The sequence below is a fragment of the Flavobacterium aquidurense genome (genome assembly GCF_031458035.1).
In the GTDB taxonomy this organism is placed as follows: Bacteria; Bacteroidota; Bacteroidia; order Flavobacteriales; family Flavobacteriaceae; genus Flavobacterium; species Flavobacterium aquidurense_C.
The window spans coordinates 198,309-222,345 of record NZ_JAVDXR010000001.1; the positions used below are offsets into that span (position 1 = coordinate 198,309).

Consider the following 24,037-nt stretch of genomic DNA (forward strand, 5'->3'; position numbering starts at 1 on the left):
TCTTTGTAGCAATATATATTTTTTTTAGAAATAGAACCCGAAAGATCCTTTTACTGCAAATTTATTAGCATCCGGAGCGTTTAGATAACTTCCTCTCCACGAGAAATCGATTCGGAAAACCTTGAAGATATTCCCAATTCCCGCGTTGTATTCCCAATACACATTTTCCGGTGCATTATAAGGCTGATCTGAAGCGTTGATGGCTCTGTTGGCATCAGAAATGGTTCCATAAACTCCTTTTATACCCACGAATTCTCTCCAATTTAACTTTCTCATAAATGGCACTCTGGCGAATAATCTTCCTCCAAAATCATGATTCCATTGCAAAGTAGTGTATTGGTCAGATATAAATTCATAGAAATTCAGGTTACTAAATGTATTTTCGATGGTCCAATATGTCTGGTTACCCGGAATAACACTCATTAATCCTAACGGAATTGTACCAAATGTTTTACCGGTTTCGACGATAATATTTGATCTTCCTAACGGACCAATAGTGATTGGCTGTTTGTAATATAACTGTACTTTTTCGTAAGCGAAATCACTATTGAAAACGCCTTTTATACCATAACTGAAATTCACAAAGAAATGGCTAAACGGACTATCAACAAGGTCACGCTCTACTCCAAAACCGATAGTTTTGCGATTTGGCATAAATTCAAATTGAACATTTGCTTCAGATTGGGTCACTTGACTTGCAACAACTCCAGCAGGATTTGCAGGACTTGGCAAAGTCGTATAATAATCTAAACTAAAAGTTGGTGAAGCAGATTCTAATGTTCGATATGAAAGACCTGCCTGAACAACGAAATTTTTCATTGGTTCCATTTCAACCGAAACGTTACTCAAATTAATATTGGTTAATTTTCCGTTACTCCCCGTTGTAAATAGTGCTGATGATGCAAAACTTCGCCCAAGAATATCATTAGTTGTGGTTAAACTAGCTCCTATTTGTTCGATGTCGCGCCTGTTTCCTCCAGAAATGATGACTCTCTTTTTTTTGTCGACCATCCATTTTCCTGAAGCTCCGTATTTGAATTTGTTATCATTAAAACCATATGCGGTGTAAGCTTGTATACGCCACGGATCATTTGGTCCAAAATAGGTTCTTCCTCCAACTCTAACCCTCAGACCTTCGACTTCATTATATCCAAATGTGGAGAAAATTGGCCCGTAATCGAAATTTTTGAACTCGACGTAACCACTTCCTAAAATAGAGACCAGATTATATATTTGCTTGAATCGCTTGACGGTTTGTAAAGTATCGAGCATTTTATAAATACCCTGCTCGTCTTTGTTTAGTTTCTCGAAACGATTTTCTTCCCAAAATTCATCGGGGCGATCGTAAACAGCATTGTCGATATAATTTACTTCTTCTTTATAGAATTTCTCTGGTTTCTGAATATTGAATTTATGATCTCTATATAATGTTGTTCGTTTTCCGTAAACGCCTTTAGATTTTTCCTTTTTGTTTAAAGCAAAATCAGACATCATATAATCTCTGGTCAACAAGAAAACCGAATCGTTTTCAACCTCAAATTCCTGTTCGATATAAATATCTTTTACCCAGTTAATATTAGCACTTTTGGTCACGCCCATATTAATTTTCTTGATCGCAAAGGTGGTATCGTTTACCCAGAAATCTCCCTTGAAAGTCAATTCATTTTTTCGCCTAGGATAAAAAACAATGTTATAACACCATTTTTTATCGATATAAGCACTGTCCTTCAGAACATAATTATAAACATCGATTCCGGTTTTTGAAAGCGGGCTTGTAAAACTTTTGTCAAAAAATGTAAGATGGTTATCGTAAATGTTATAATCAGAATAAAGATCTTTTACGAAAGATAAAATCTGCTGATTTCCATTAAAACCAGAAGTTTTGCTACCGGTAATATTTTCTTTTGTTTTCTTTAATTTATTGTCACCATAAACGTCATAAACAGATTCATTAATGAAAATTGGCAAATACGTTTTTCCGGTAACATCAGATGTATCCACATGATCAAATACAAACTCCATTCCTTTAAAGAGTTTATTTTTCATGAAAGCACTGTCGATCGTATTCATATCAAACTCAATTTTTTCGTACTTCTGCATTTGATATTGATTGAACTGATACAATCCGTTTTTACGTTTTCTTTCCCAAATTTTCCTTAGAATATCCAGTGCAGGATTATTTTTTTTGGATGTTTTCCCAGTATAAATTACAACTTCATTAAGTGCTTCAGCTTCGCCCAAAACAATTTTAAAGTTATAATTGACTGCTTTTTCCAATGGTACTTCTTTATCTGAAAAGCCTGCAGAAGTCACTAATAATGCTGTGTACGTTTTTGGTGATTCCAAATAAAAACGACCATCTTCATTCGTAACTATTCCGGTATTTGAACCTTTAAAAACAATATTTGCAAACGGAATAGGCTGATTAGATTTGTCCAAAACAATTCCGCTCACTTTAGTCTGTGCAGTAGCAATATTCGCAAATGCAAATACAAAAAACAGGCTGAGTAAAATTATTTTCTTTATCATATGGCAAAAAAAAACTTCATCAATTAATATGACTGATGAAGTTTTATAAGTATTGTTTGTTTGACTATTTGTACATTACTTTCTTTACTGCTTTTACTACATCAGCTGCATTTGGCAACCAGTCTTTTAGTAAAACAGGAGAGTAAGGCGCAGGAGTATCTGCAGTTGTAATACGTTGAATTGGCGCATCAAGAAAGTCAAAAGCCTGTTCCTGAACGATATATGTAATTTCAGATGAAATACTGGCAAATGGCCACGCTTCTTCTAAAATTACTAAACGGTTTGTTTTTTTAACTGATTTCAAGATCGCTTCGTTATCCATTGGACGAACTGTTCTTAAGTCGATAATCTCACATGAAATTCCTTCTTTAGCCAATTCATCAGCAGCGATAAAAGCTTCTTTAATGATTTTCCCGAAAGAAACGATAGTAACATCTGTTCCTTCACGTTTAACATCAGCAACTCCTAATGGAATTGTATATTCTCCGTCTGGCACTTCTCCTTTGTCACCATACATTTGCTCAGATTCCATAAAAATTACAGGATCGTTATCTCGAATTGCAGATTTCAAAAGGCCTTTTGCATCATAAGGAGTTGAAGGCACAACAACTTTAAGACCTGGAGTATTAGCAAACCAGTTTTCTAAAGCTTGAGAGTGAGTTGCTCCTAATTGACCTGCAGAAGCAGTTGGTCCACGAAAAACGATTGGCACATTGAATTGTCCACCAGTCATTTGACGCATTTTAGCAGCGTTATTTATAATTTGATCAATACCTACTAAACAGAAGTTGAAAGTCATGTACTCTACGATAGGACGACAACCGTTCATAGCTGATCCTACTGCAATTCCTGTAAAACCAAGCTCAGCAATTGGAGTATCGATTACTCTTTTTTCGCCAAACTCAGCAAGCATTCCTTTTGAAGCTTTGTATGCTCCGTTGTATTCTGCAACTTCTTCGCCCATTAAATATATGGATTCATCGTGACGCATTTCTTCGCTCATCGCTTCACAAATGGCCTCTCTAAATTGTATTGTTCTCATATTTATATTGTATGTTGAATTTTCTGAAGAGCAAAAATAATTATTTTAAATAACTTAAAAGCATAAATTGAATTTAAAATCACCCAATCTCTATCCTATACTTCGGTTTTAACTTTTAAAAGAAGTTTGTGATATTTACGAAATCGATATAATAGTGATTATTCCACTGTAAATACATTTTTCAGACAAACTCAAACTGTTTTGTGTAATTCTATTTCTAAAAATTGTTTTGTTAGAACGTGAAAATTAAAAAAGCGGTATAAATTTCATCAAAATTTTATTCCAAACAAGATTATGCCAATTACAAATTCCTTAAGAATCAGCAACAATAAGTGAATTTTCCATTTTGTAAACCGATGAAAAGTATTCAAAAATTCAGAATCTGCGAAAACGTAATAGTTTTTAAAAAATATTATGCGCGCATAGTATATTATTCCGATTTTAATTTCTAAATTTGTAAAAGAATATTATAAATATAAAATATATACTTATGAAAATATTAGTTTGCATCAGCCATGTACCTGATACTACTTCAAAAATTAACTTCTCCAATGGTGATTCAGAATTCGATACCAATGGTGTTCAATATGTAATAAATCCTAATGACGAGTTTGGTTTAACACGTGCAATTTGGTTTCAGGAACAACAAGGTGCTAACGTAACTGTAGTAAATGTTGGAGGTCCGGATACGGAACCAACTTTGCGTAAAGCCCTTGCTATTGGTGCAAATGAAGCGATTCGTGTAAATGCAAATCCAACTGATGGTTTTTTTGTTGCAAAACAATTAGCTGAAGTAATTAAAAATGGCGGATACGATTTAGTTATTGCCGGAAAAGAATCTTTAGATTACAACGGAGGAATGGTTCCTGGAATGATCGCAGGAATTTTAGGTTCTAACTTCTTAAACTCTTGTACAAGTTTAACTGTTGAAGGAAGCAATGTAAAAGCAGTTCGTGAAATCGATGGTGGAAAAGAAACTGTTAGCACTACTTTACCGTTAATTATTGGTGGACAAAAAGGTCTTGTTGAAGAAAAAGATTTACGTATTCCGAACATGAGAGGAATTATGACTGCAAGAACAAAAGCCTTAACTATTCTTGAGCCAGTTGATGCTCCGATCAATACAAAAGCAGTGAAATTTGAAAAACCAGCTCCAAAATCAGCAGTGAAATTAATTTCTCCTGATAATTTAGATGAGTTAATCAATTTATTACACAACGAAGCTAAAGTGATTTAAGATTGTAGATTGTTGAATTGCAATGTAAAATCTAAAAAACAGCTTAAATCGTTAATTTAAAATAACAACCATTTTAATTTCAGATTTTCAAAATCTGAAATTAAAAATCTAAAATCTAAAATTATCATGTCAGTATTAATATATGCAGAATCTGCAGAAGGAAAATTTAAAAAAGTTGCTTTTGAATTAGCTTCATACGCTAAAAAAGTAGCTGAAACTTTAGGAACTACCGTAACCGCTTTGACAGTAAACATTAGTGATGTAAGCGAATTATCAAAATATGGAGTTGACAAAGTATTAAAAGTTAACAACGATAAATTAGCAGGTTTTACTGCGAAGGCTTACGCCGATGTTATCAAACAAGCTGCTGAAAAAGAAGGAACAAAAGTAGTTTTACTTTCTTCTACAACAGACAGTATTTATCTTTCATCATTAGTAGCGGTGGCTTTAAACGCTGGTTTCGCTTCAAATGTTGTTGGATTACCATTGAGCACTTCACCTTTTCAGGTAAAAAGAAATGCTTTCTCAAATAAAGCTTTCAATATTACAGAAATCAATACAGATGTAAAAGTTCTTGGCTTGGCTAAAAACTCTTACGGAATTTTCGAAAATGCAGGATCTGCAACTGAAGAAGATTTTAACCCAACAATTGGCGACAATGATTTTGGAGTAAAAGTAGAATCTGTAGAAAAAGTATCAGGAAAAGTTTCTATCGCTGACGCTGATGTTGTAGTTTCTGGCGGACGTGGATTGAAAGGTCCGGAAAACTGGGGATTAGTTGAAGATTTAGCTGCAGTATTAGGTGCTGCGACTGCTTGCTCTAAACCTGTTTCTGACTTAGGATGGAGACCTCACAGCGAGCACGTTGGACAAACAGGAAAACCGGTAGCTACAAACTTATATATTGCAATTGGTATTTCAGGAGCAATCCAGCATATTGCAGGTATCAACTCATCTAAAGTAAAAGTAGTAATCAACAGTGATCCTGAAGCTCCTTTCTTTAAAGTGGCTGATTACGGTATTGTTGGAGATGCATTTGAAATCGTTCCAAAATTAACAGAGAAACTAAAAGCTTTTAAAGCACAGCATTCATAGTTTAAAAATCTCTATAAAATATAGCTGCCTAAAAATAAGATAATCGTATCTTTGTTTTAGGTGGCTTTTTTGTTCCATATTTTTTGATTAAAATTGCACCTTTATTTTTCAATCAAAAAAAGTATTAAAATGAGGCATTAATTGCCCTTTTTTACCCACATATATGAGTCTAGTAAAATTATCCATAAAAGGAATTTCATACAGTCAAACTCAAAATGGCGCTTATGCCTTAATTTTGAATGAAGTTGATGGTGAAAGAAAATTACCAATTGTTATTGGTGCTTTTGAAGCCCAGTCAATTGCTATTGCCTTAGAAAAAGAAATAAAACCTCCTCGCCCATTAACGCATGATTTATTCAAAAACTTCGCAGAAAGATTTGATATAGTCGTAAAACAAGTCATTATTCATAAATTGGTTGATGGTGTTTTCTATTCAAGCTTAATTTGCGAAAGAGATAAAATCGAAGAAATTATTGATGCAAGAACATCAGACGCAATTGCACTTGCTTTGCGATTTAACGCTCCGATTTTTACCTATAAAAACATTCTGGACAAAGCAGGAATTTATTTAAAATCAAATACTGCAGACACCGATTCTGGTGCTCAGGAAATTGATGACGTCCTTTCAAATCCGGAAACTTTTGGTCATGAAGAAGAAACGAATCAATCTGGCGATGTATATTCTAAACACACATTACAAGAACTAAATGAACTTTTAGATCAGGCCGTTTCTCAGGAAGATTACGAAAAAGCAGCAAAAATTAGAGACGAAATCTCGAAAAGATAAAAATTATTGTTTAATCGTTGATTTGTTTATTCGTTAAATCGGTTAAACAATTAAACGAATAACCGAATAAACCAATTATGAAGCAATACTTAGATTTAGTAAAACATGTTTTAGAGAACGGAAACCAAAAAGGAGACCGAACAGGAACCGGAACAAAAAGTGTTTTTGGTTACCAGATGCGTTTTGATTTAAGTGAAGGTTTCCCAATGGTTACTACCAAAAAACTACATTTAAAATCGATCATTTACGAATTGCTTTGGTTTTTAAAAGGCGATACCAACATCAAATATCTTCAGGACAATGGAGTTAAGATTTGGGACGCCTGGGCTGATTCTAACGGCGATTTAGGTCCGGTTTATGGTCATCAATGGCGTAATTGGAATAGTGAAGAAATTGATCAGATCTCTGAATTAATTACCGAGCTAAAAACAAATCCAAACAGCAGAAGAATGTTGGTTTCCGCATGGAATCCATCAGTTTTGCCAGATACTAAAAAATCATTTGAAGAGAACGTAGCCAACAACAAGGCAGCTTTACCTCCTTGTCATGCATTTTTTCAATTTTACGTTACAAGTCCCGATATTGAAAAAGGCGAAACAAAAGGAAAACTTTCTTGTCAGTTATACCAACGAAGTGCTGATATATTTTTAGGCGTTCCTTTCAACATTGCTTCTTATGCATTGCTAACGATGATGATCGCTCAGGTTTGTGATTTAGAATACGGTGAATTTATTCACACTTTTGGTGACGCACACATATACAACAACCATTTTGAGCAATTAGAATTGCAATTAACCCGTGAACCAAAACCATTGCCAAAAATGATTTTGAATCCGGAGATAAAAAACATTTTTGATTTTGACTACGACGATTTTACACTTTTAGATTATGAACCACACGCTGGTATAAAAGGAAGTGTTGCTGTATAAACAAAAAAATCCGCCATTAATTTGAGCGGATTTTTTATACAATTAAAACACTATTTTCACTTCCTGCAAAATCATTCCATTTATAAGAATCTGCTTCAGGATCATTTACATACAATCCGTCAATAACATACTTAAACTCGTAAATTGCATCTTTTACCAAGTCATATGTAGCTTTAAAAGTTCCGTTTTTTAATTTGCTCAGAGTTCCTTCTTCGGGATTCCAATTGTTAAAATCCCCGACAACAGCTGCTGAAGTTGCATCTTTAGCATCTACCAAAAATGTAACTTTACAAACTGGTTTCGTTTTAATAAATTGTTTCTTTAAAGACATAACTGTTTAATTTTTAGATTTATACATCTAAATTACAGAAATTCAACTAAACAGTCGACAGCCACCACACCGATTTATCATTATAGCAAAAACAGATTATTTTTTTAATATATCAATAATTTAAAGTGCATATAATTTTGTGTTTCTCATTTTTGATTACGTTGAGTACAAATATTCTACAGTCAAAAACATCCAAATTTCAAAATAAATTTTAACTTTATAACCTCATTATTCATTTATTGTCTTATGGAAAAAGAAGTACACGAACAATACGAATACGCCAGAAGAAGACTAAGGCAAAAGAAAATCCTATATTTTCATTTTGTACTTTTTCTTTTAGGTAGTTTATTTTTATTTATTGCAAACAGATTTTTTGGTTTTGGAGCCACTACTGATCAAAATTGGTGTATTTGGGGAATCACAATATGGTTTTTTATCTTCATTTTGCACTTCATAAAAGTCTACATCACAGATCGATTCATGAATAAAAAATGGGAAAGAGAACAAATTGACAGACTTGTTGCTTTGCAGCAAAAAAAAATCAGTCAATTAGAATCTAAAATAAACGAGGATCCTGAAAATAAAATTTAGTTTAGAATACCATGATTATAATGATAGCGGCAGTTGCCGAAAATAATGCTCTTGGAAAAAATAATGAGTTAGTATGGCATCTGCCAAATGACTTTAAAAGATTCAAATCGCTCACAACCAATCATCACATTATTATGGGAAGAAAAACTTTCGAAAGCTTCCCTAAACCTTTACCAAACAGAGTTCATGTTGTGATAACGCGTCAAAGCGATTACAATCCGGAAGGCTGTATTGTTGTTGACAGCATAGAAAAAGCAATTGCAATTTGCCCTGAAAACGAAGATTCATATATTATTGGAGGAGGAGAAATTTACAACTTAGGAATGGAGCATGCTGATATTTTAGAAATAACAAAAGTTCACCACACTTTTGATGCTGATACCTTTTTTCCTAAAATAAATGAAAGAGATTGGCAACTTGTAGAATCTGAAGAAAATCTTAAAGACGAAAAACATCTTTATGATTACACTTACGAAACATATATCCGTAAATAAAAAAACATCCTCTTTTGAAGGATGTTTTTTAAAAAATGATTGATTGTTTTTTAAATCTGACTTTTCAGGAAGTAGTTTACAGAGAAATCACAGATGTTTAAACATCGTAATAACTGGATAACATTTAAATTATTTGAGAATAAGTCTCAAAAAAGCCTTTAATAACAAATACCACTAAGATATTAAAGGCAAGAAAAATTAAAATTTCCAAAAACAAATTTAATCCTAAGAACGTATTTTGCACTTTAAAAAATAGTATTGCATTTTAAGCACAATACTTCAAAACTACTTACAAGAACAAATGAGATTACCAGCGCAAAAAAAGTATTCATTTGATTTAAGTCATTATACTATATCAATCATTAAAACTTTTGTCATTTTGTCTTTAGCAAAGATGTTTATTAAATCATCACCGCACAATACCCACTTTTAGTGATTTTTTTAAAATACCCACTTTTGGTGATAGTTAAAACAGAAGTAAAATACACCCGGAAAAACTTCTTCTAAAACATTTGATTTACAAATTAAAAAACGCAATTACAGTTAACACAGATTGTGTTATATTTGCGTAAATAAAAAAAATGTCTGAGAAAATAACCCCATATAAAGACTCTTCTTTAGGTAAAAAAGAGCAAGTTGCCCAAATGTTTGACAACATTTCTGGGAACTACGACAATTTGAATCGCGTAATTTCATTTGGAATTGATATTAAGTGGCGTAAAAAAGTATTAAAAATAGTATCTGATACTAACCCGAAAATCATTCTTGATATCGCTACTGGAACTGGAGATCTGGCTATCTTAATGGCTCAGACGAATGCTGAAAAAATCATTGGTTTAGATATTTCTGCAGGAATGCTTGAAGTTGGGAAAAAGAAAGTTCAAGAAAAAAAACTATCACATATTATTGATTTAGTTTTAGGCGACTCAGAAAACATCCCATTTGAAGATAATTATTTCGATGCCATTACAGTTGGTTTTGGGGTTCGAAATTTTGAAAACTTAGAAAAAGGATTTGCTGAAATTTTAAGAGTTTTAAAACCAAATGGTGTATTTGTTATTCTTGAGACCTCTGTTCCGGATAAAACTCCATACAAACAAGGATATAGATTTTACAGCAAAAATATTCTGCCTATAATTGGAAAACTATTTTCAAAAGACAATTCAGCTTATGGATATTTATCAGAATCTGCGGCTGCTTTTCCTTACGGGGAAGCCTTAAACAATATTCTGAGAAAAATTGGGTTTATAGATGTTGTAGCTATGCCTCAAACTTTTGGAGTTGCAACCATTTACTCTGCTTCTAAAAAATAGTATGAAAAAAACAGTAATCTTACTTTTATTAGTCCTAACGACAAAAGGATATTCACAATTTGCTAAAAGCATGTTTAGCAAAGATCCCATAATCAATCTCGAAAACTGGCAAAAACAACGCCTTTATTTCGGATATTATTTAGGATTTAATAGTTTCGACTTTAAATTTGATTACGTAACGCCACCACAAGAAGATATTCAGGTAAAGAAAACAACCGGATTTAATGTAGGTGTTGTTGCCGACCTTAGATTGCAGGAATATATTAATTTACGTTTTGAACCAGGTTTGTACTATACAAAACGTGATCTTTATTATCCACATCAGCCTAATAGTCCAGAATCTTATTACTTAAGAGAAGTAAACAGTACTTATATACATTTTCCTCTATTATTGAAATTCTCCGCATTACGTACCGGAAATATCCGTCCGTATTTAGTTGGAGGAATGTCAACGACATTGAATCTTTCCAGTAACGCAAAATCAAAAGACGACAACTTTGAAGGTAAATTTAGAGTAAAACAGTGGACTGCGGCTTATGAATTAGGTTTCGGAATTGATATTTTCTCTGAATATTTTATTTTCTCTCCTTCAATTAGAGGAATGTTCGGTATTACTGATGAATTAATTCGTGATAATCCTGAAAACAGACCAAGTCCATGGACGGATAATATCGACTCTATGAAATCACGGGCGATTTTGATAAATTTCACTTTCCATTAAAACAAATCCTTAACTATTTCGTTTAAATTCACTAAGAATAATGGCTGTGGCAGTAGCGACATTTAAACTTTCGGTTTTTTGTAACTCTCCAAACCTTGGAATTGTGATACGGCTGGTTACCATTTTTTCAATCTCTGCCGAAATACCATTGGCTTCATTACCCATAATAATGATTCCGTTTTGAGGCAAATTTGATTGATAAATGTTTTCTCCGTTCATAAAAGTTCCGAAAACTGGTAATTTTGTATTTGTGATAAAAGCTTTCAAATCAACATAATTTACATTTACTCTGGCAATAGAACCCATTGTAGCCTGAACTACTTTTGGATTATAAATATCTACTGTTTCTTTAGAGCAAATAATTTGTCTGATACCAAACCAATCACAAAGGCGCAAAATTGTCCCCAGATTTCCGGGATCCCGAATGTCATCTAAGGCCACAATTAAGCCTGAATCAATTGTATTATTTTCGGCAGGGATTTTGAACACAGCTAAACAGGAATTCGGAGTTGACAGGGCACTTATTTTTTTAAGTTCCTGATCATTTACAAGAGTTCTTTTTGAAGATTGAACTGTCTCAAAATCGTTTAAAGTTGTGTATAAGTGTTCTAATTCAAAATTGGATTGCAACAATTCTTGAATTACTTTTACTCCTTCGGCAAAAAATAATTGATTTGCAAAACGCTGCTTTTTTTGATGTAAACCTGTTATAAGTTTTATTTGGTTTTTACTAACCATAAAATAATGTACTTTTGAATTAAATATTTAAGAACACTTGAAAAAGAATTCCACAAAAATAATAGCATTTATTCTAATAGCAATATTTATTTGTGCCTGTAATGCTGTAAAAAGAGTTCCGGACGGAAAAAAGCTTCTTACTAAAAACAATATTCTTGTAAATGGAAAATCTACAAATGATGAAAATGCATCTAATCAGATGTATCAAAAACCTAACGGCAAGCTATTAGGTTTTAAATTACGTCTGAATTTGTACAATTTAGCCAATTTAAATCCAGATTCCACTTATCAGGCAAAGTTTAAAAATCATCCGGGCTTATACGAACGTCAGGCCAAAATTTTATCTGCTAAACAAGTAGACCGACTTGGCCAATCATTTTTATATAAAGGTATTCACGAATTCTTAAAAAGCACCGGAGAACCTCCTGTAATTATTGATACCACAAAAACCAAAAAAACTTTATTACGTTTAAAATTTTACTATTTCAATAATGGTTTTTTTAATGTAAAAACCGATTATACAATTGATAGTATTGCTCCAAAAAAAGCAAGAATAAACTATAATATTTTAACAGGACCCGGCTATACTCTGGATTCTATCAGAACCACTATTTTAACTCCGGCGCTGGATTCATTATATAAAACCAATCCAGAACCTTCTGTTTTAAAATCTGGAAATCAATATAAAACTTCAGATTTTGAAGAAGAAAAAAACCGCATTACTACTTATTTTAGAAACCACGGCGCCTATTTCTTTCAGCCAACATACATAACTTTTGACATCGATACAATTGGCAAAAAAAGTAAAGCTGACATCAATTTAAAAATTGGCAATAACAGTATTCAAGAAAGAGATTCAAGCCGAACGGAACCATTCAAGCTTTACAAAATTAGCGACGTTAATATTTATACTGATTATTCTGCCGCTAATTCAAAAAGCCAAATTAAGGACAGTACAACTTACAATAATTTCAATTTGTACAGTTATAAAGGTCTAAAATATAAACCCCGTGCTATTACCGATGCCGTTTTTATCACTAAAGGAAGTGTTTTTTCAGATACCAGAACAACGCTTTCGTCACGTTATTTAAACAATCTTAAGATTTTCAATTATCCTTCGATACAATATGAAGTCGATAAAAGAGACTCGACTGCGCAATCACTAATTGCAAATGTTTATTTGACACCAAGAAAAAAATATAGTTTTGGTGCCTCTTTGGATGTTACACACTCTAATATTCAGGATTTTGGAATTGGAGCCAGTGTTTCAGAAACGATCCGAAATGTTTTCAACAGAGCTGAAACATTAGAAATTTCTGCTCGTGTCAATGTCGGTTCTTCAAAAGATATGGCTAATCCGAATAATAACTTCTTTAATGTTTCGGAATACGGAATTGACACAAAACTTAATTTCCCAAGAATCTTGATGCCCTTTGGAACTGAAAAAATTATCCCTAAAAGGATGATTCCCTCGACCAGTATTGCTGCTGGTTTTTCAAAACAGCGAAATATTGGTTTAGATAAAGAAAATTTTACCGGAGGACTAGCTTATAACTGGTCGCCAAAACGTCACAATACTGTAAAATTTGAAGTTCTTAATGCGCAATTTGTCCGCAACCTAAATCCTAATAATTATTTTAATGTTTATACTTCCTCTTATGATGAACTGAATGGTATTGCAAATGTTTACAATACTGACCCTTCAAATGTTGATGCGAACGGAAATCTAATTATCTCTGAGGGAACTACAAATTTTACAAATCAGGTTTTGACAGACCAAACTGCTTTAACTCCTGCAGATGAGCAGTATAAAGACGTTAAAAGCATCGAGGAAAGAAGAGTACGTTTGACCGAAAATGACTTTATTCTGGCTTCAAGTTATACTTTTACCAAAACAACAAAAAAAGATCTTGCAGACAATATTTTCTATCAATTTAAAGCTAAAATAGAATCGGCTGGTACTTTATTATCAGCGATTTCTAACGTGGCCAATCTTCCTCAAAATATAAATGGCAACTACGAAATATTCAATTTAGAATATTCTGAATATATTAAAACGGAGTTCGATTATATCAAACACTGGGATTTTGGGAAAGAAAAAGTTTTGGCTGTTCGTAGCTTTTTCGGAATTGCAATTCCTTTCGGCAATTCAGATTATATTCCGTTTTCACGAAGTTATTATTCGGGAGGTTCAAATGATAACCGTGCATGGCAACCTTACTCACTGGGTCCGGGAAGTACTGATGCTTTAGATGATTTTAATGAAGCAAACATGAAAATTGCGCTGAGTGCCGAATTCCGATTTAAAGTTTTTGGAGATGTCAAAGGAGCGGTCTTTGCAGACGCCGGAAATATCTGGAATGTGCTCGATAATGTTATTGATGAAAAGGCAAAATTTGACAGCGTAAACGATTTAGCTGAAATTGCTTTAGGTACAGGATTCGGATTACGATACGATTTAAGCTTCTTTGTTGTTCGATTAGATTTAGGCTTTAAGACTTATAATCCGGCACATGAGGCGGGAGATCGCTGGTTTAAAGAATACAATTTTGGTCACTCGGTTTTAAATTTTGGAATAAATTATCCTTTCTAATGCTAATTAATTCTTATTTTTGCAACCTAAAAACTAAAAACAACTATAAAAAAAATTACAATGGCACACAATATCAAACCAGGAGTAGCTACAGGAGATCAGGTTCAGGAGATTTTTAATTATGCTAAAGAAAAAGGATTTGCACTTCCAGCAGTAAATGTAACGGGGTCAAGCACAATTAATGGAGTTCTTGAAACTGCAGCGAAACTTAATGCGCCAGTTATCATTCAATTTTCAAACGGAGGAGCACAATTTAACGCTGGAAAAGGATTGTCTAACGCAGGTGAAAAAGCAGCAATCGCTGGTGGAATCGCAGGAGCAAAACACATTCATACTTTAGCAGAAGCTTACGGTGCAACTGTAATTTTACACACTGACCACTGTGCAAAAAAATTATTACCATGGATTGATGGTTTATTAGATGCTTCTGAAAAACATTTTGCAGAAACAGGAAAACCATTATTCAGTTCGCATATGATCGATTTGTCTGAGGAGCCAATCGAAGAAAATATCGAAATCTGTAAAGAATATTTAGCGAGAATGAGCAAAATGGGTATGACATTAGAAATCGAGCTTGGTATTACAGGTGGTGAAGAAGATGGTGTTGACAACTCTGACGTTGATAGCTCAAAATTATACACACAACCGGAAGAAGTAGCTTATGCTTACGAAGAATTATCTAAAGTAAGTCCTAAATTTACAATTGCAGCCGCTTTTGGAAACGTTCACGGTGTTTACAAACCAGGAAACGTAAAATTAACTCCAAAAATCTTAAAAAATTCTCAGGATTTCGTTCAAAACAAATTCAACACTGGTCCTAACCCAGTAGATTTCGTTTTCCACGGAGGTTCAGGTTCTACACTTGAAGAAATCAGAGAAGGAATTAGCTACGGAGTTATCAAAATGAATATTGATACAGATTTACAATTTGCATATACAGAGGGAATCCGTGATTATATGGTTAAAAATATTGACTATTTGAAATCACAAATTGGTAACCCAGAAGGTGCTGATGTTCCGAATAAAAAATATTATGACCCAAGAAAATGGGTACGTGAAAGCGAAGTGACATTCAACACAAGACTTGAGCAAGCTTTTGCAGACTTGAATAATGTGAATACACTATAAGTAAAAGTTTAAAGTTTCAGGTTTCAGGTTTCAGGTTCCGCAACTTGAAACTTGAAACCTGAAACAACAAAATTAATAAATATGGCTTGGTTTAAAAGACAGGAAAAAGGAATTACGACCGCTACAGAAGATAAGATGGACGTTCCGAAAGGATTGTGGTACAAATCTCCTACCGGAAAAATTATTGACGCAGACGAATTAGCAAGAAACTTATTTGTTAGTCCGGAAGATGATTTTCACGTTCGAATTGGAAGCGCAACCTATTTTGAAATTTTATTCGACAACAACGAATTTGTTGAGTTAGATAAAAACATGACATCAAAAGATCCTTTGCATTTTGTGGATACAAAAAAATATGCAGAACGATTGAAAGATGTAATGGAAAAAACTCACCTTAAAGACGCTGTACGTACGGGAGTAGGGAAATCTAAAGGAAAAGAACTTGTAATTTGCTGTATGGATTTCGCCTTTATCGGAGGATCTATGGGAGCTGTTGTAGGTGAAAAAATTGCCAGAGGTATTGATCACGCGATCAAAAATAAACTGCCTTTTGTAATGATTTCAAAATCTGGTGGAGCTCGTATGATGGAAGCTGCTTACTCGTTAATGCAATTAGCAAAAACATCTGTAAAACTCGCTCAATTAGCAGAAGCTAAATTACCATACATTTCACTTTGTACTGATCCAACAACTGGAGGAACAACTGCATCATACGCTATGTTAGGAGATATTAATATTTCTGAGCCAGGTGCTTTGATTGGTTTTGCGGGCCCTCGTGTTGTCCGTGACACTACTGGAAAAGATTTACCAGAAGGTTTCCAAACTGCTGAGTTTCTTTTAGAGCATGGTTTCCTTGACTTTATAACGCCTAGAAAAGAATTGAAAGACAAGATCAACTTGTATATTGATTTGATTCAAAATAATACTATTAGATAGTTTAAAACTTCTAAAAACATAAAAAATCCCATTCGCTTCGGCAAATGGGATTTTTTTTATCTTAAAATTTATGTTTTCCATGCAACTTCTGAATTTGACTGAGAATTTATAATACTTAGAATCTCTGTCACTCCGTTTATCATAACATCCAAAAACTACATTCCAGTTCTAATAGCCTCAACAGGATCCAAATTAGCCGCCGAAATCGCTGGTAGAATTCCTGATATTAATCCGATAATAGCTGCCAAAGTAGTTCCTAAGATTATATTCCCAAAGCTTAATACAAATTCAAAATCAAGTGCTTTTGTGAGAATAACTGAAATTCCCCAAACCATTATTAATCCAATTATTCCTCCAATAACGGAAAGAATTATAGCTTCAAACAAAAATTGAAATAAAATAAAACGATTTTTAGCACCTAATGATTTTTGAATTCCTATTAAATTTGTTCGCTCTTTTACCGAAACGAACATAATATTAGCAATTCCGAAACCACCTACCAAGAGAGAAAATCCACTAATAATCCACCCCACCACATTCATCTGACCCAAAATTCCATCAATAAAATCAGTAAATCCCGAAAGCACATTAATGAAAAAATTATCCATTTCTCCCGCTTTCATACCACGAATTGCTCTTAGTTTTTGTGCTACTTCAGCTTTATAAGCTTCCATATCAATACCCTTAACTGGCTTCAAAACAATTACTGGCGTCATAGCATCACTATCACCGTACATTCTGCGTAGAAAATTAGCCGGGAAATAAACCGATGTATCATTACTATCGCCAAAAAAACCAGCACCTTGTTTTGTCATTACTCCAATAACCGTAAAACGCTGTCCATACAAACGAATACTTTTCCCTACAGGATCATCAGATCCGAAAAGCCCCTCTGCAATTTCGTATCCTAAAACAATTACCGGTGCCCCGGAATTTGATTCAGATTCAGTATAAAACCTTCCTTTATCAAAAGTCAATCCGTCAATATCAACCATTTCATAGGAAGAAGGAACCATATTTACATCGGCAACAGTCTTTGAGTCATACTTTAAACTTTCGTGATTCACAAAAAGCTGATACCCTACTTGTTCAGTATTATTAAGAGAATTTTTTAAGGCAATATATTCATCATATTTTACATTTGGAAACTGCTCTCTTTTCCATTGTGGAATTTCAGAAGGCCCGAAACAATATTTCATTAGATAAATTGTATTTTTATCTAAACTGCTTAAATCCTTCGAGATTTTACGATCGAGAGAATCAACAGCAGCTAAAACAGCAATAATTGAAAAGATACCAATTGTCACACCCAACAGTGACAAGAGTGTGCGCAATTTATTATTTCGCAAAGCATTTATGGCAAAGCTTAGACTTTCCTTTAATAATCTTAGATAAAGCAGCATATTTTCGTATTTTTCAATAAAGTAAAATTCAATAAATTAAAATCAAAAACCTAATAAAAGTTAACTAACTCATCAGTAGTTTTTTTTAAGATAATGTTACATTAATTTTCTTTAAAATAATATTTAAAAAAACTACTTTTGCAGTCTGAAAAACATAACTACACAATGAGCACAACAAAAAAAATTCAATCAGCATTAATATCAGTTTTTTCGAAAGACGGGCTAGAGCCAATCGTTAGAAAATTACACGAACAAAACGTAATACTTTATTCGACTGGAGGAACTGAAGATTTCATCAAAAACCTTGGAATTCCAGTAGTTCCGGTAGAAGATATTACTTCATTTCCTGAAATTCTTGGTGGACGAGTGAAAACTTTACACCCGAAAATTTTCGGTGGAATTTTAAATCGTCAGGATAACGAAAGCGATGTTCAACAAATGAAGGAATTTGATATTCCTCAGATTGATTTAGTGATTGTTGATTTATACCCTTTTGAAAAAACAGTTGCTTCAGGTGCTAGCGAACAAGATATTATTGAAAAAATTGATATTGGCGGAATTTCATTGATTCGCGCCGGTGCAAAAAACTTCAAAGACACTGTAATTGTAGCTTCAGTAAATGAATACAGTTTACTTTTAGATCTGATTACAGAACAAAATGGAGCTACAACTCTTGAAAACAGAAGATTGTTTGCTACAAAAGCATTCCATGTTTCATCTCACTACGATGGCGCAATTTTCAATTATTTCAATACAGACGAAACTATTTACAAAGAAAGTATTGCAGACGGACAGGTTTTAAGATACGGAGAAAATCCACATCAAAAAGGGTTTTTCTTTGGAGATTTTGATGCTATGTTTAAAAAAGTTCACGGGAAAGAGTTGTCTTACAATAACTTATTAGATGTTGATGCTGCCGTAAATTTAATTAATGAATTTAAAACTGACGGACCAACGTTCGCCATTTTAAAACATAATAATGCTTGTGGTTTAGCTTCAAGAAAAACAATCAGCGAAGCTTATCTAGCAGCATTAGCATGCGACCCTACATCTGCATTTGGAGGTGTTTTGATTGCAAATACTAAAATCGACTTAGCTACCGCTCAGGAAATCAACAAATTATTCTGCGAAGTAGTTATCGCTCCGGCTTATGATGATGAAGCAATTGCAGTTTTACAGGAAAAGAAAAACAGAATTATATTAGTTCAAAATGAAGTTGAATTACCTTCAAGACAAGTAAGAACATGTCTTAATGGTTTGTTAATTCAGGACAGAAATAATATTACAGATACTAAAGAGCATTTAAAAACCGTTACTACTACAGAGCCAACTGCTCAAGAGATAGAAGATTTAATTTTTGCTTCGAAAATTTGTAAAAACACAAAATCAAATACAATCGTATTTGCTAAAAACGGAACTTTAATTTCATCAGGAACTGGTCAGACATCGAGAGTTGATGCATTGATGCAGGCAGTTGAAAAAGCAAAAGCATTTGGATTTGATTTAACTGGAGCTTCTATGGCAAGTGACGCATTTTTCCCTTTTCCGGATTGTGTTGAATTAGCCAAAAAAGCAGGAATTACAGCAGTAATTCAGCCAGGAGGATCGATAAAAGATGAATTAAGCATAAATTATTGCAACGAAAATAATCTTGCAATGGTATTTACAGGAACACGTCATTTTAAACATTAATTTGTTTAACTTTGTTCGATAATTATTTATAACATTTTAAACCCCTAAAAAACTTATGGGATTTTTTGATTTCATGACCGAGGATATCGCGATAGACCTTGGTACCGCAAACACTTTGATCATACATAATGACAAAGTCGTTATTGATAGTCCGTCAATCGTTGCACGTGATCGAATATCAGGCAAGATCATTGCTGTTGGTAAAGAAGCTAACATGATGCAAGGTAAAACGCATGAAAACATCAAGACCATAAGGCCTTTGAAAGACGGTGTAATTGCCGATTTCGATGCTTCGGAAAAGATGATCAATATGTTCATTAAAAGTATTCCGGCATTGAAAAAAAGAATGTTTACTCCAGCTTTAAGAATGGTAGTATGTATTCCTTCCGGTATTACTGAGGTTGAAATGAGAGCTGTAAAAGAATCTTGTGAAAGAGTAAACGGAAAAGAAGTTTATTTGATTCATGAGCCAATGGCAGCGGCAATTGGTATTGGTATCGATATCATGCAGCCAAAAGGAAATATGATCGTTGATATTGGTGGTGGTACTACTGAAATCGCTGTAATTGCTTTAGGCGGAATTGTATGTGATAAATCTGTAAAAATTGCAGGTGACGTTTTCACAAATGATATCGTGTACTACATGCGTACACAACATAACCTTTTTGTTGGAGAAAGTACTGCTGAGAAAATTAAAATTCAGATTGGTGCAGCTATCGAAGATTTAGACGGACCGCCAGAAGATATGTCAGTTCAGGGTAGAGATTTACTTACAGGAAAACCAAAACAAGTAGATGTTTCATACCGCGAAATTGCAAAAGCATTGGATAAATCTATTCAACGTATCGAAGATGCCGTGATGGAAACTTTATCACAAACTCCTCCTGAATTAGCTGCCGATATTTACAATACTGGTATTTACTTAGCCGGTGGTGGGTCTATGTTAAGAGGTCTTGACAAACGTATTTCGTTAAAAACAGACTTACCTGTTTACATTGCCGAAGATCCTTTAAGAGCAGTTGTTCGTGGAACCGGAATGGCACTGAAAAACATTGCTAAATTTAAAAGTATCTTAATTAAATAAGATTCAAAATAACAACCAATATTTTTTTATTAGAGTCAAATTTGAATATTTGACTCTAATAAACTTGAAACCCAAAGCATATCCTGAAACAAAATAACCAAACAAGAAATGCAGCAAATTTTTAATTTCATTATAAGAAACAGTAATCGATTGCTGTTTTTGCTGCTTTTAGGTATTTCGTTGGCTCTCACAATTCAATCGCATTCCTTTCATAGAAGTAAAGTAATCAGTTCTGCCAATTTTTTAAGCGGAGGAGTATATGAAAGAATCAATCATATCAACGAATATTTGAATTTAAGAACCGAAAATGACGAGCTTGTACTTGAAAACGCAAGATTGAAAAGCCTACTCTTTAACAAAGAGGACACTACAAAACTACCGGCTCCGGATAGCGTAAAAGGTGTAAAACCTGCAGACATTATTGTTTCAAAAGTTATTCATAATTCATATAACAGACACGAAAACTATATTACATTAAATTCCGGAGCAAACGATGGAATTAAACCTGATATGGGGGTAATTAATAGCTTAGGAATTATTGGAGTTATCGATAATACCTCACCAAGATATTCAACGGTGGTTAGTATCTTGAATATGAAATCGCAAATCAATGCGAAACTAAAAAAATCAAATCACTTTGGCTCCTTAACCTGGGACGGAAAAAGCACAGGATTTGTTCAATTAGAAGATGTACCGAGGCTGGCTTCTGTAAAAAAAGGAGATACCATTGTTACAGGTGGGCAGTCTGTAATTTTTCCTGAAGGAATTAATATTGGCACAGTAGATGTTGTATATAAGAAAGAAGGTACAAGTTATTATGTTATAAAAGTTAAGCTATTTAACGATATGACAAATTTAGGCCACGTATATATTATCAAGAGTAAAGACAGAGAAGAACTTATTAATTTAGAAAAAAAGGAAAAAGATGAATAGCGCATTGTTAGTCAATATTTTTCGATTTATTATGTTACTGGCAATTCAGATTGTTATTTTTAATAATATGAATTTTTTAGGATACATAAGTCCTTTTCCGTACATTCTATACATCATACTCTACCCTGTTAACAGTAATAGATCTGGTTTGATAATTTCAAGTTTTTTACTTGGTCTTACTATGGATATGTTTTGTAACTCGGGAGGAATTCATGCTACTGCATGTGTTATTCTTGCTTATTACAGGCCTTATATTTTTAAATTTTCATTTGGACTGAGTTATGAATACCAAACCATAAAACTAAACGATTCGCTAACACCAGAACGTTTTTCATTCATTTTGGTTTCTGTTTTATTGCACCACATTATCTTATTTACACTTGAAGCTTTTCAGTTTAAATTTATTTGGGACATTTTACTGCGAACCTTGTTTAGCACAATATTTACGATAATCATTTCGATCATAATAATTTACATTATCAAGCCCAATAAAAGATGAGAAAAGTTCTGCTGCCCTCTTTAATCATTATCGCAGCATCTTTGCTGCTGATCAGGGTATTTTATCTGCAAGTTATTGATGATTCATTTAAATTAAAATCAGAAAATAACGCAATAAAAAAACAGTATGACTATCCTGAAAGAGGTTATATTTATGACCGAAATGGTAAATTACTAGTTGCCAATCAGGCTTCTTATGATATTATGGTTATTCCCCGCGACATTAAGGAAGATCTTAATGTTGATGAATTATGCACGCTTTTAAACATCACAAAAGAAGATTACGAGAAGAGAATTGCAAAGGCAAAAGTATACAGCCCTCGATTACCTTCTGTTTTCTTATCACAATTAAATAAAAGTGAATTTGCTGCTTTTCAGGAAAAAATCAGAAAATTCGAAGGTTTCTATTTCCAGAAAAGATCGCTTCGTGATTACGAGGTAGACTATGGTGCTAATATTTTTGGATTCATCACTCAGGTAAACGAAAGATTAATTGCTAAAAATCCATATTACAATAGTGGTGATTTAATAGGAATGCAAGGAGTTGAGCAAAGCTATGAAGAGGTTTTACGTGGTATTAAAGGTGTAAAATACATTCAGAAAGACAAATACAATCGTGAAATTGGCTCCTATAAAAATGGAAAATACGATACTATCGCCGTTGCCGGAGAAGACATCAACTTAACAATTGATGCCGAACTACAGAAATATGGCGAAGAATTAATGATTAATAAAAGAGGTGGAATCGTTGCGCTTGAACCAAAAACTGGTGAAATTTTAGCATTAGTAACTGCGCCCTCGTACGATCCGGGTATCTTAGTTGGAAGACAAAGATCTAAAAACTACACTCTTTTATATCACGATTCGATTGCAAAACCATTATATGACAGAGGACTTCTGGCGGAATATCCTCCCGGATCACCTTTTAAAATCTTAACCGGTTTAGTGGCACTTCAGGAAGGGGTAATTAACGAACAGACCACTTTTATGTGCCACCATGGATTTAGTTATGGTAGAGGTCGTTTCATGAAATGTCACGGTTTTGGCCCACACCAATTAAATAATGGTATTTATAATTCCTGCAACACTTACTTTGCACAATCTTATATGTTAACCATTAACAAATATAAGAACCCGGGTCAGGCAGTTGATGTCTGGAGTGATCACGTAAAAAGTTTTGGATTAGGTCAATTTATGGGTTATGATTTACCAACAGGTAAAAAAGGAAATATTCCTACTTCTAAAACATATAAAAAAATATATCCTAACGGTGGATGGAGAAGTACAACAATTGTTTCTAACGCCATTGGTCAGGGAGAAGTTTTAATGACGCCTATTCAACTTGCCAATATGATGGCAACTGTAGCAAATCAAGGTTACTACTACACACCTCATATCATTAAAAAGATTGAAGGCAAAAAAATAGATGCTAAATTTACCACCAAACATGAAACTACTATTGACAAAAAGTATTTTCCACCTGTTATAAATGGTTTATTTGACGTGTACAATAAAGGTACAGCTTACGCTCTAAAGGTTGAAGGTATCGATATTTGTGGAAAAACGGGTACTGCAGAAAACTACGCAAAAATTGACGGAGTTCGAACAAAATTAAAAGATCATTCTATTTTTGTGGCTTTTGCTCCAAAAGACAATCCGAAAATTGCAATCGCTATTATGATTGAAAATGGAGGTTTTGGTGCAAATGTGGCTGGTCCGATAGCTAGTTTGATGATAGAAAAATACCTGAGAAAGAAAATCACAAGAACTGATTTAGAAGTTCGCGTCCTGAATAAAAGTCTTTTAAGCGAATACGCAAAATTAGGAGGTATGACTGAAGCAAGCTTAATTGAATCAACACCGAAAGATTCTATTTTAAAAGCAAAAATTGTCACTCCAAAAGTACCTCTTAAAACAGAAATTAAAAAAACAACCGCAGACACCACTGACAACTAACAAAGAT

21 protein-coding genes are annotated in these 24,037 nt (G+C 33.6%); 16 read left to right on the forward strand and 5 right to left on the reverse strand.

What is annotated here, in order from left to right; all coding sequences use genetic code 11:
• Window positions 1-24: 24 nt before the first annotated feature.
• Both J2X17_RS00785 and J2X17_RS00790 read right to left on the reverse strand, forming a co-directional pair.
• The gene (locus J2X17_RS00785; RefSeq protein ID WP_310294675.1) at window positions 25-2,526 is read right to left on the reverse strand and encodes a DUF5686 and carboxypeptidase-like regulatory domain-containing protein; all 2,502 of its coding nucleotides are present in this window, start codon (window positions 2,524-2,526) and stop codon (window positions 25-27) included.
• A gap of 67 nt (window positions 2,527-2,593) precedes the next feature.
• The gene (locus J2X17_RS00790) at window positions 2,594-3,571 is read right to left on the reverse strand and encodes a pyruvate dehydrogenase complex E1 component subunit beta (RefSeq protein WP_026983869.1); all 978 of its coding nucleotides are present in this window, start codon (window positions 3,569-3,571) and stop codon (window positions 2,594-2,596) included.
• A 490-nt stretch (window positions 3,572-4,061) separates the two neighbouring features.
• Between J2X17_RS00790 and J2X17_RS00795 the strand changes: the two genes are divergently transcribed.
• The 4 genes from J2X17_RS00795 to J2X17_RS00810 all read left to right on the forward strand — a co-directional run bounded on the left by J2X17_RS00795 (window position 4,062) and on the right by J2X17_RS00810 (window position 7,619).
• Entirely contained in the window at window positions 4,062-4,808 is a 747-nt protein-coding gene (locus tag J2X17_RS00795; protein ID WP_310293770.1) for an electron transfer flavoprotein subunit beta/FixA family protein, read from the forward strand.
• 126 nt (window positions 4,809-4,934) lie between these two features.
• A complete protein-coding gene (locus J2X17_RS00800; protein WP_310293772.1) occupies window positions 4,935-5,903 on the forward strand; it encodes an electron transfer flavoprotein subunit alpha/FixB family protein in 969 nt (322 codons plus the stop codon).
• A 163-nt stretch (window positions 5,904-6,066) separates the two neighbouring features.
• On the forward strand, window positions 6,067-6,690 hold the full coding sequence (locus J2X17_RS00805) for a bifunctional nuclease domain-containing protein (protein ID WP_310293775.1): 624 nt from the start codon (window positions 6,067-6,069) through the stop codon (window positions 6,688-6,690).
• Window positions 6,691-6,767: 77 nt separating this feature from the next.
• Complete coding sequence (locus J2X17_RS00810; RefSeq protein ID WP_310293777.1) at window positions 6,768-7,619, forward strand: thymidylate synthase; 852 nt, start codon at window positions 6,768-6,770, stop codon at window positions 7,617-7,619.
• Window positions 7,620-7,653: 34 nt separating this feature from the next.
• On the opposite strand, the gene J2X17_RS00815 is transcribed toward J2X17_RS00810, so the two are convergent.
• Window positions 7,654-7,950: an isoamylase early set domain-containing protein gene (locus J2X17_RS00815; RefSeq protein ID WP_310293778.1), complete on the reverse strand. Its 297-nt coding sequence runs from the start codon at window positions 7,948-7,950 to the stop codon at window positions 7,654-7,656.
• 246 nt (window positions 7,951-8,196) lie between these two features.
• On the opposite strand from J2X17_RS00815, the gene J2X17_RS00820 reads away from it, so the two are divergent.
• The 4 genes from J2X17_RS00820 to porT all read left to right on the forward strand — a co-directional run bounded on the left by J2X17_RS00820 (window position 8,197) and on the right by porT (window position 11,069).
• Window positions 8,197-8,541, forward strand: a complete 345-nt coding sequence (locus tag J2X17_RS00820) for a 2TM domain-containing protein (protein WP_310293780.1) — start codon at window positions 8,197-8,199, stop codon at window positions 8,539-8,541.
• Window positions 8,542-8,552: 11 nt separating this feature from the next.
• A complete protein-coding gene (locus J2X17_RS00825; RefSeq protein WP_310293783.1) occupies window positions 8,553-9,035 on the forward strand; it encodes a dihydrofolate reductase in 483 nt (160 codons plus the stop codon).
• Window positions 9,036-9,616: 581 nt separating this feature from the next.
• The gene (gene ubiE, locus J2X17_RS00830; RefSeq protein ID WP_310293785.1) at window positions 9,617-10,348 is read left to right on the forward strand and encodes a bifunctional demethylmenaquinone methyltransferase/2-methoxy-6-polyprenyl-1,4-benzoquinol methylase UbiE; all 732 of its coding nucleotides are present in this window, start codon (window positions 9,617-9,619) and stop codon (window positions 10,346-10,348) included.
• A gap of 1 nt (window position 10,349) precedes the next feature.
• Entirely contained in the window at window positions 10,350-11,069 is a 720-nt protein-coding gene (porT, locus tag J2X17_RS00835) for a type IX secretion/gliding motility protein PorT/SprT (protein ID WP_310293786.1), read from the forward strand.
• A 9-nt stretch (window positions 11,070-11,078) separates the two neighbouring features.
• Here porT and J2X17_RS00840 read toward each other — a convergent pair whose 3' ends face one another.
• Window positions 11,079-11,807, reverse strand: a complete 729-nt coding sequence (locus tag J2X17_RS00840) for a TrmH family RNA methyltransferase (RefSeq protein WP_310293788.1) — start codon at window positions 11,805-11,807, stop codon at window positions 11,079-11,081.
• 37 nt (window positions 11,808-11,844) lie between these two features.
• Here J2X17_RS00840 and tamL point away from each other — a divergent pair, with 37 nt between their 5' ends.
• The 3 genes from tamL to accD all read left to right on the forward strand — a co-directional run bounded on the left by tamL (window position 11,845) and on the right by accD (window position 16,464).
• On the forward strand, window positions 11,845-14,400 hold the full coding sequence (gene tamL / locus J2X17_RS00845) for a translocation and assembly module lipoprotein TamL (RefSeq protein WP_310293790.1): 2,556 nt from the start codon (window positions 11,845-11,847) through the stop codon (window positions 14,398-14,400).
• A gap of 60 nt (window positions 14,401-14,460) precedes the next feature.
• A complete protein-coding gene (gene fbaA, locus J2X17_RS00850) occupies window positions 14,461-15,528 on the forward strand; it encodes a class II fructose-bisphosphate aldolase (RefSeq protein WP_310293791.1) in 1,068 nt (355 codons plus the stop codon).
• A gap of 81 nt (window positions 15,529-15,609) precedes the next feature.
• Complete coding sequence (gene accD, locus J2X17_RS00855) at window positions 15,610-16,464, forward strand: acetyl-CoA carboxylase, carboxyltransferase subunit beta (RefSeq protein ID WP_056190173.1); 855 nt, start codon at window positions 15,610-15,612, stop codon at window positions 16,462-16,464.
• Between the two features lie 155 nt (window positions 16,465-16,619).
• Here accD and J2X17_RS00860 read toward each other — a convergent pair whose 3' ends face one another.
• Window positions 16,620-17,867: an ABC transporter permease gene (locus tag J2X17_RS00860; protein WP_310293792.1), complete on the reverse strand. Its 1,248-nt coding sequence runs from the start codon at window positions 17,865-17,867 to the stop codon at window positions 16,620-16,622.
• A 165-nt stretch (window positions 17,868-18,032) separates the two neighbouring features.
• On the opposite strand from J2X17_RS00860, the gene purH reads away from it, so the two are divergent.
• From purH to mrdA, 5 genes are all read left to right on the forward strand, one after another.
• Window positions 18,033-19,559: a bifunctional phosphoribosylaminoimidazolecarboxamide formyltransferase/IMP cyclohydrolase gene (gene purH, locus J2X17_RS00865; protein ID WP_310293793.1), complete on the forward strand. Its 1,527-nt coding sequence runs from the start codon at window positions 18,033-18,035 to the stop codon at window positions 19,557-19,559.
• Window positions 19,560-19,614: 55 nt separating this feature from the next.
• Window positions 19,615-20,643, forward strand: coding sequence for a rod shape-determining protein (locus tag J2X17_RS00870; RefSeq protein WP_026983887.1), 1,029 nt, complete (start codon window positions 19,615-19,617; stop codon window positions 20,641-20,643).
• A gap of 108 nt (window positions 20,644-20,751) precedes the next feature.
• Window positions 20,752-21,576, forward strand: a complete 825-nt coding sequence (mreC, locus tag J2X17_RS00875) for a rod shape-determining protein MreC (RefSeq protein ID WP_310293797.1) — start codon at window positions 20,752-20,754, stop codon at window positions 21,574-21,576.
• Window positions 21,569-22,075 carry a rod shape-determining protein MreD gene (locus J2X17_RS00880; protein WP_310293799.1) on the forward strand — a complete coding sequence of 169 codons (507 nt, stop codon included), beginning with the start codon at window positions 21,569-21,571 and terminating at the stop codon, window positions 22,073-22,075. The genes mreC and J2X17_RS00880 overlap by 8 nt, the downstream gene beginning before the upstream one ends.
• Window positions 22,072-24,030, forward strand: a complete 1,959-nt coding sequence (mrdA, locus tag J2X17_RS00885) for a penicillin-binding protein 2 (RefSeq protein ID WP_310293802.1) — start codon at window positions 22,072-22,074, stop codon at window positions 24,028-24,030. Before J2X17_RS00880 ends, mrdA begins: the two co-directional genes overlap by 4 nt.
• Window positions 24,031-24,037 lie beyond the last annotated feature (7 nt).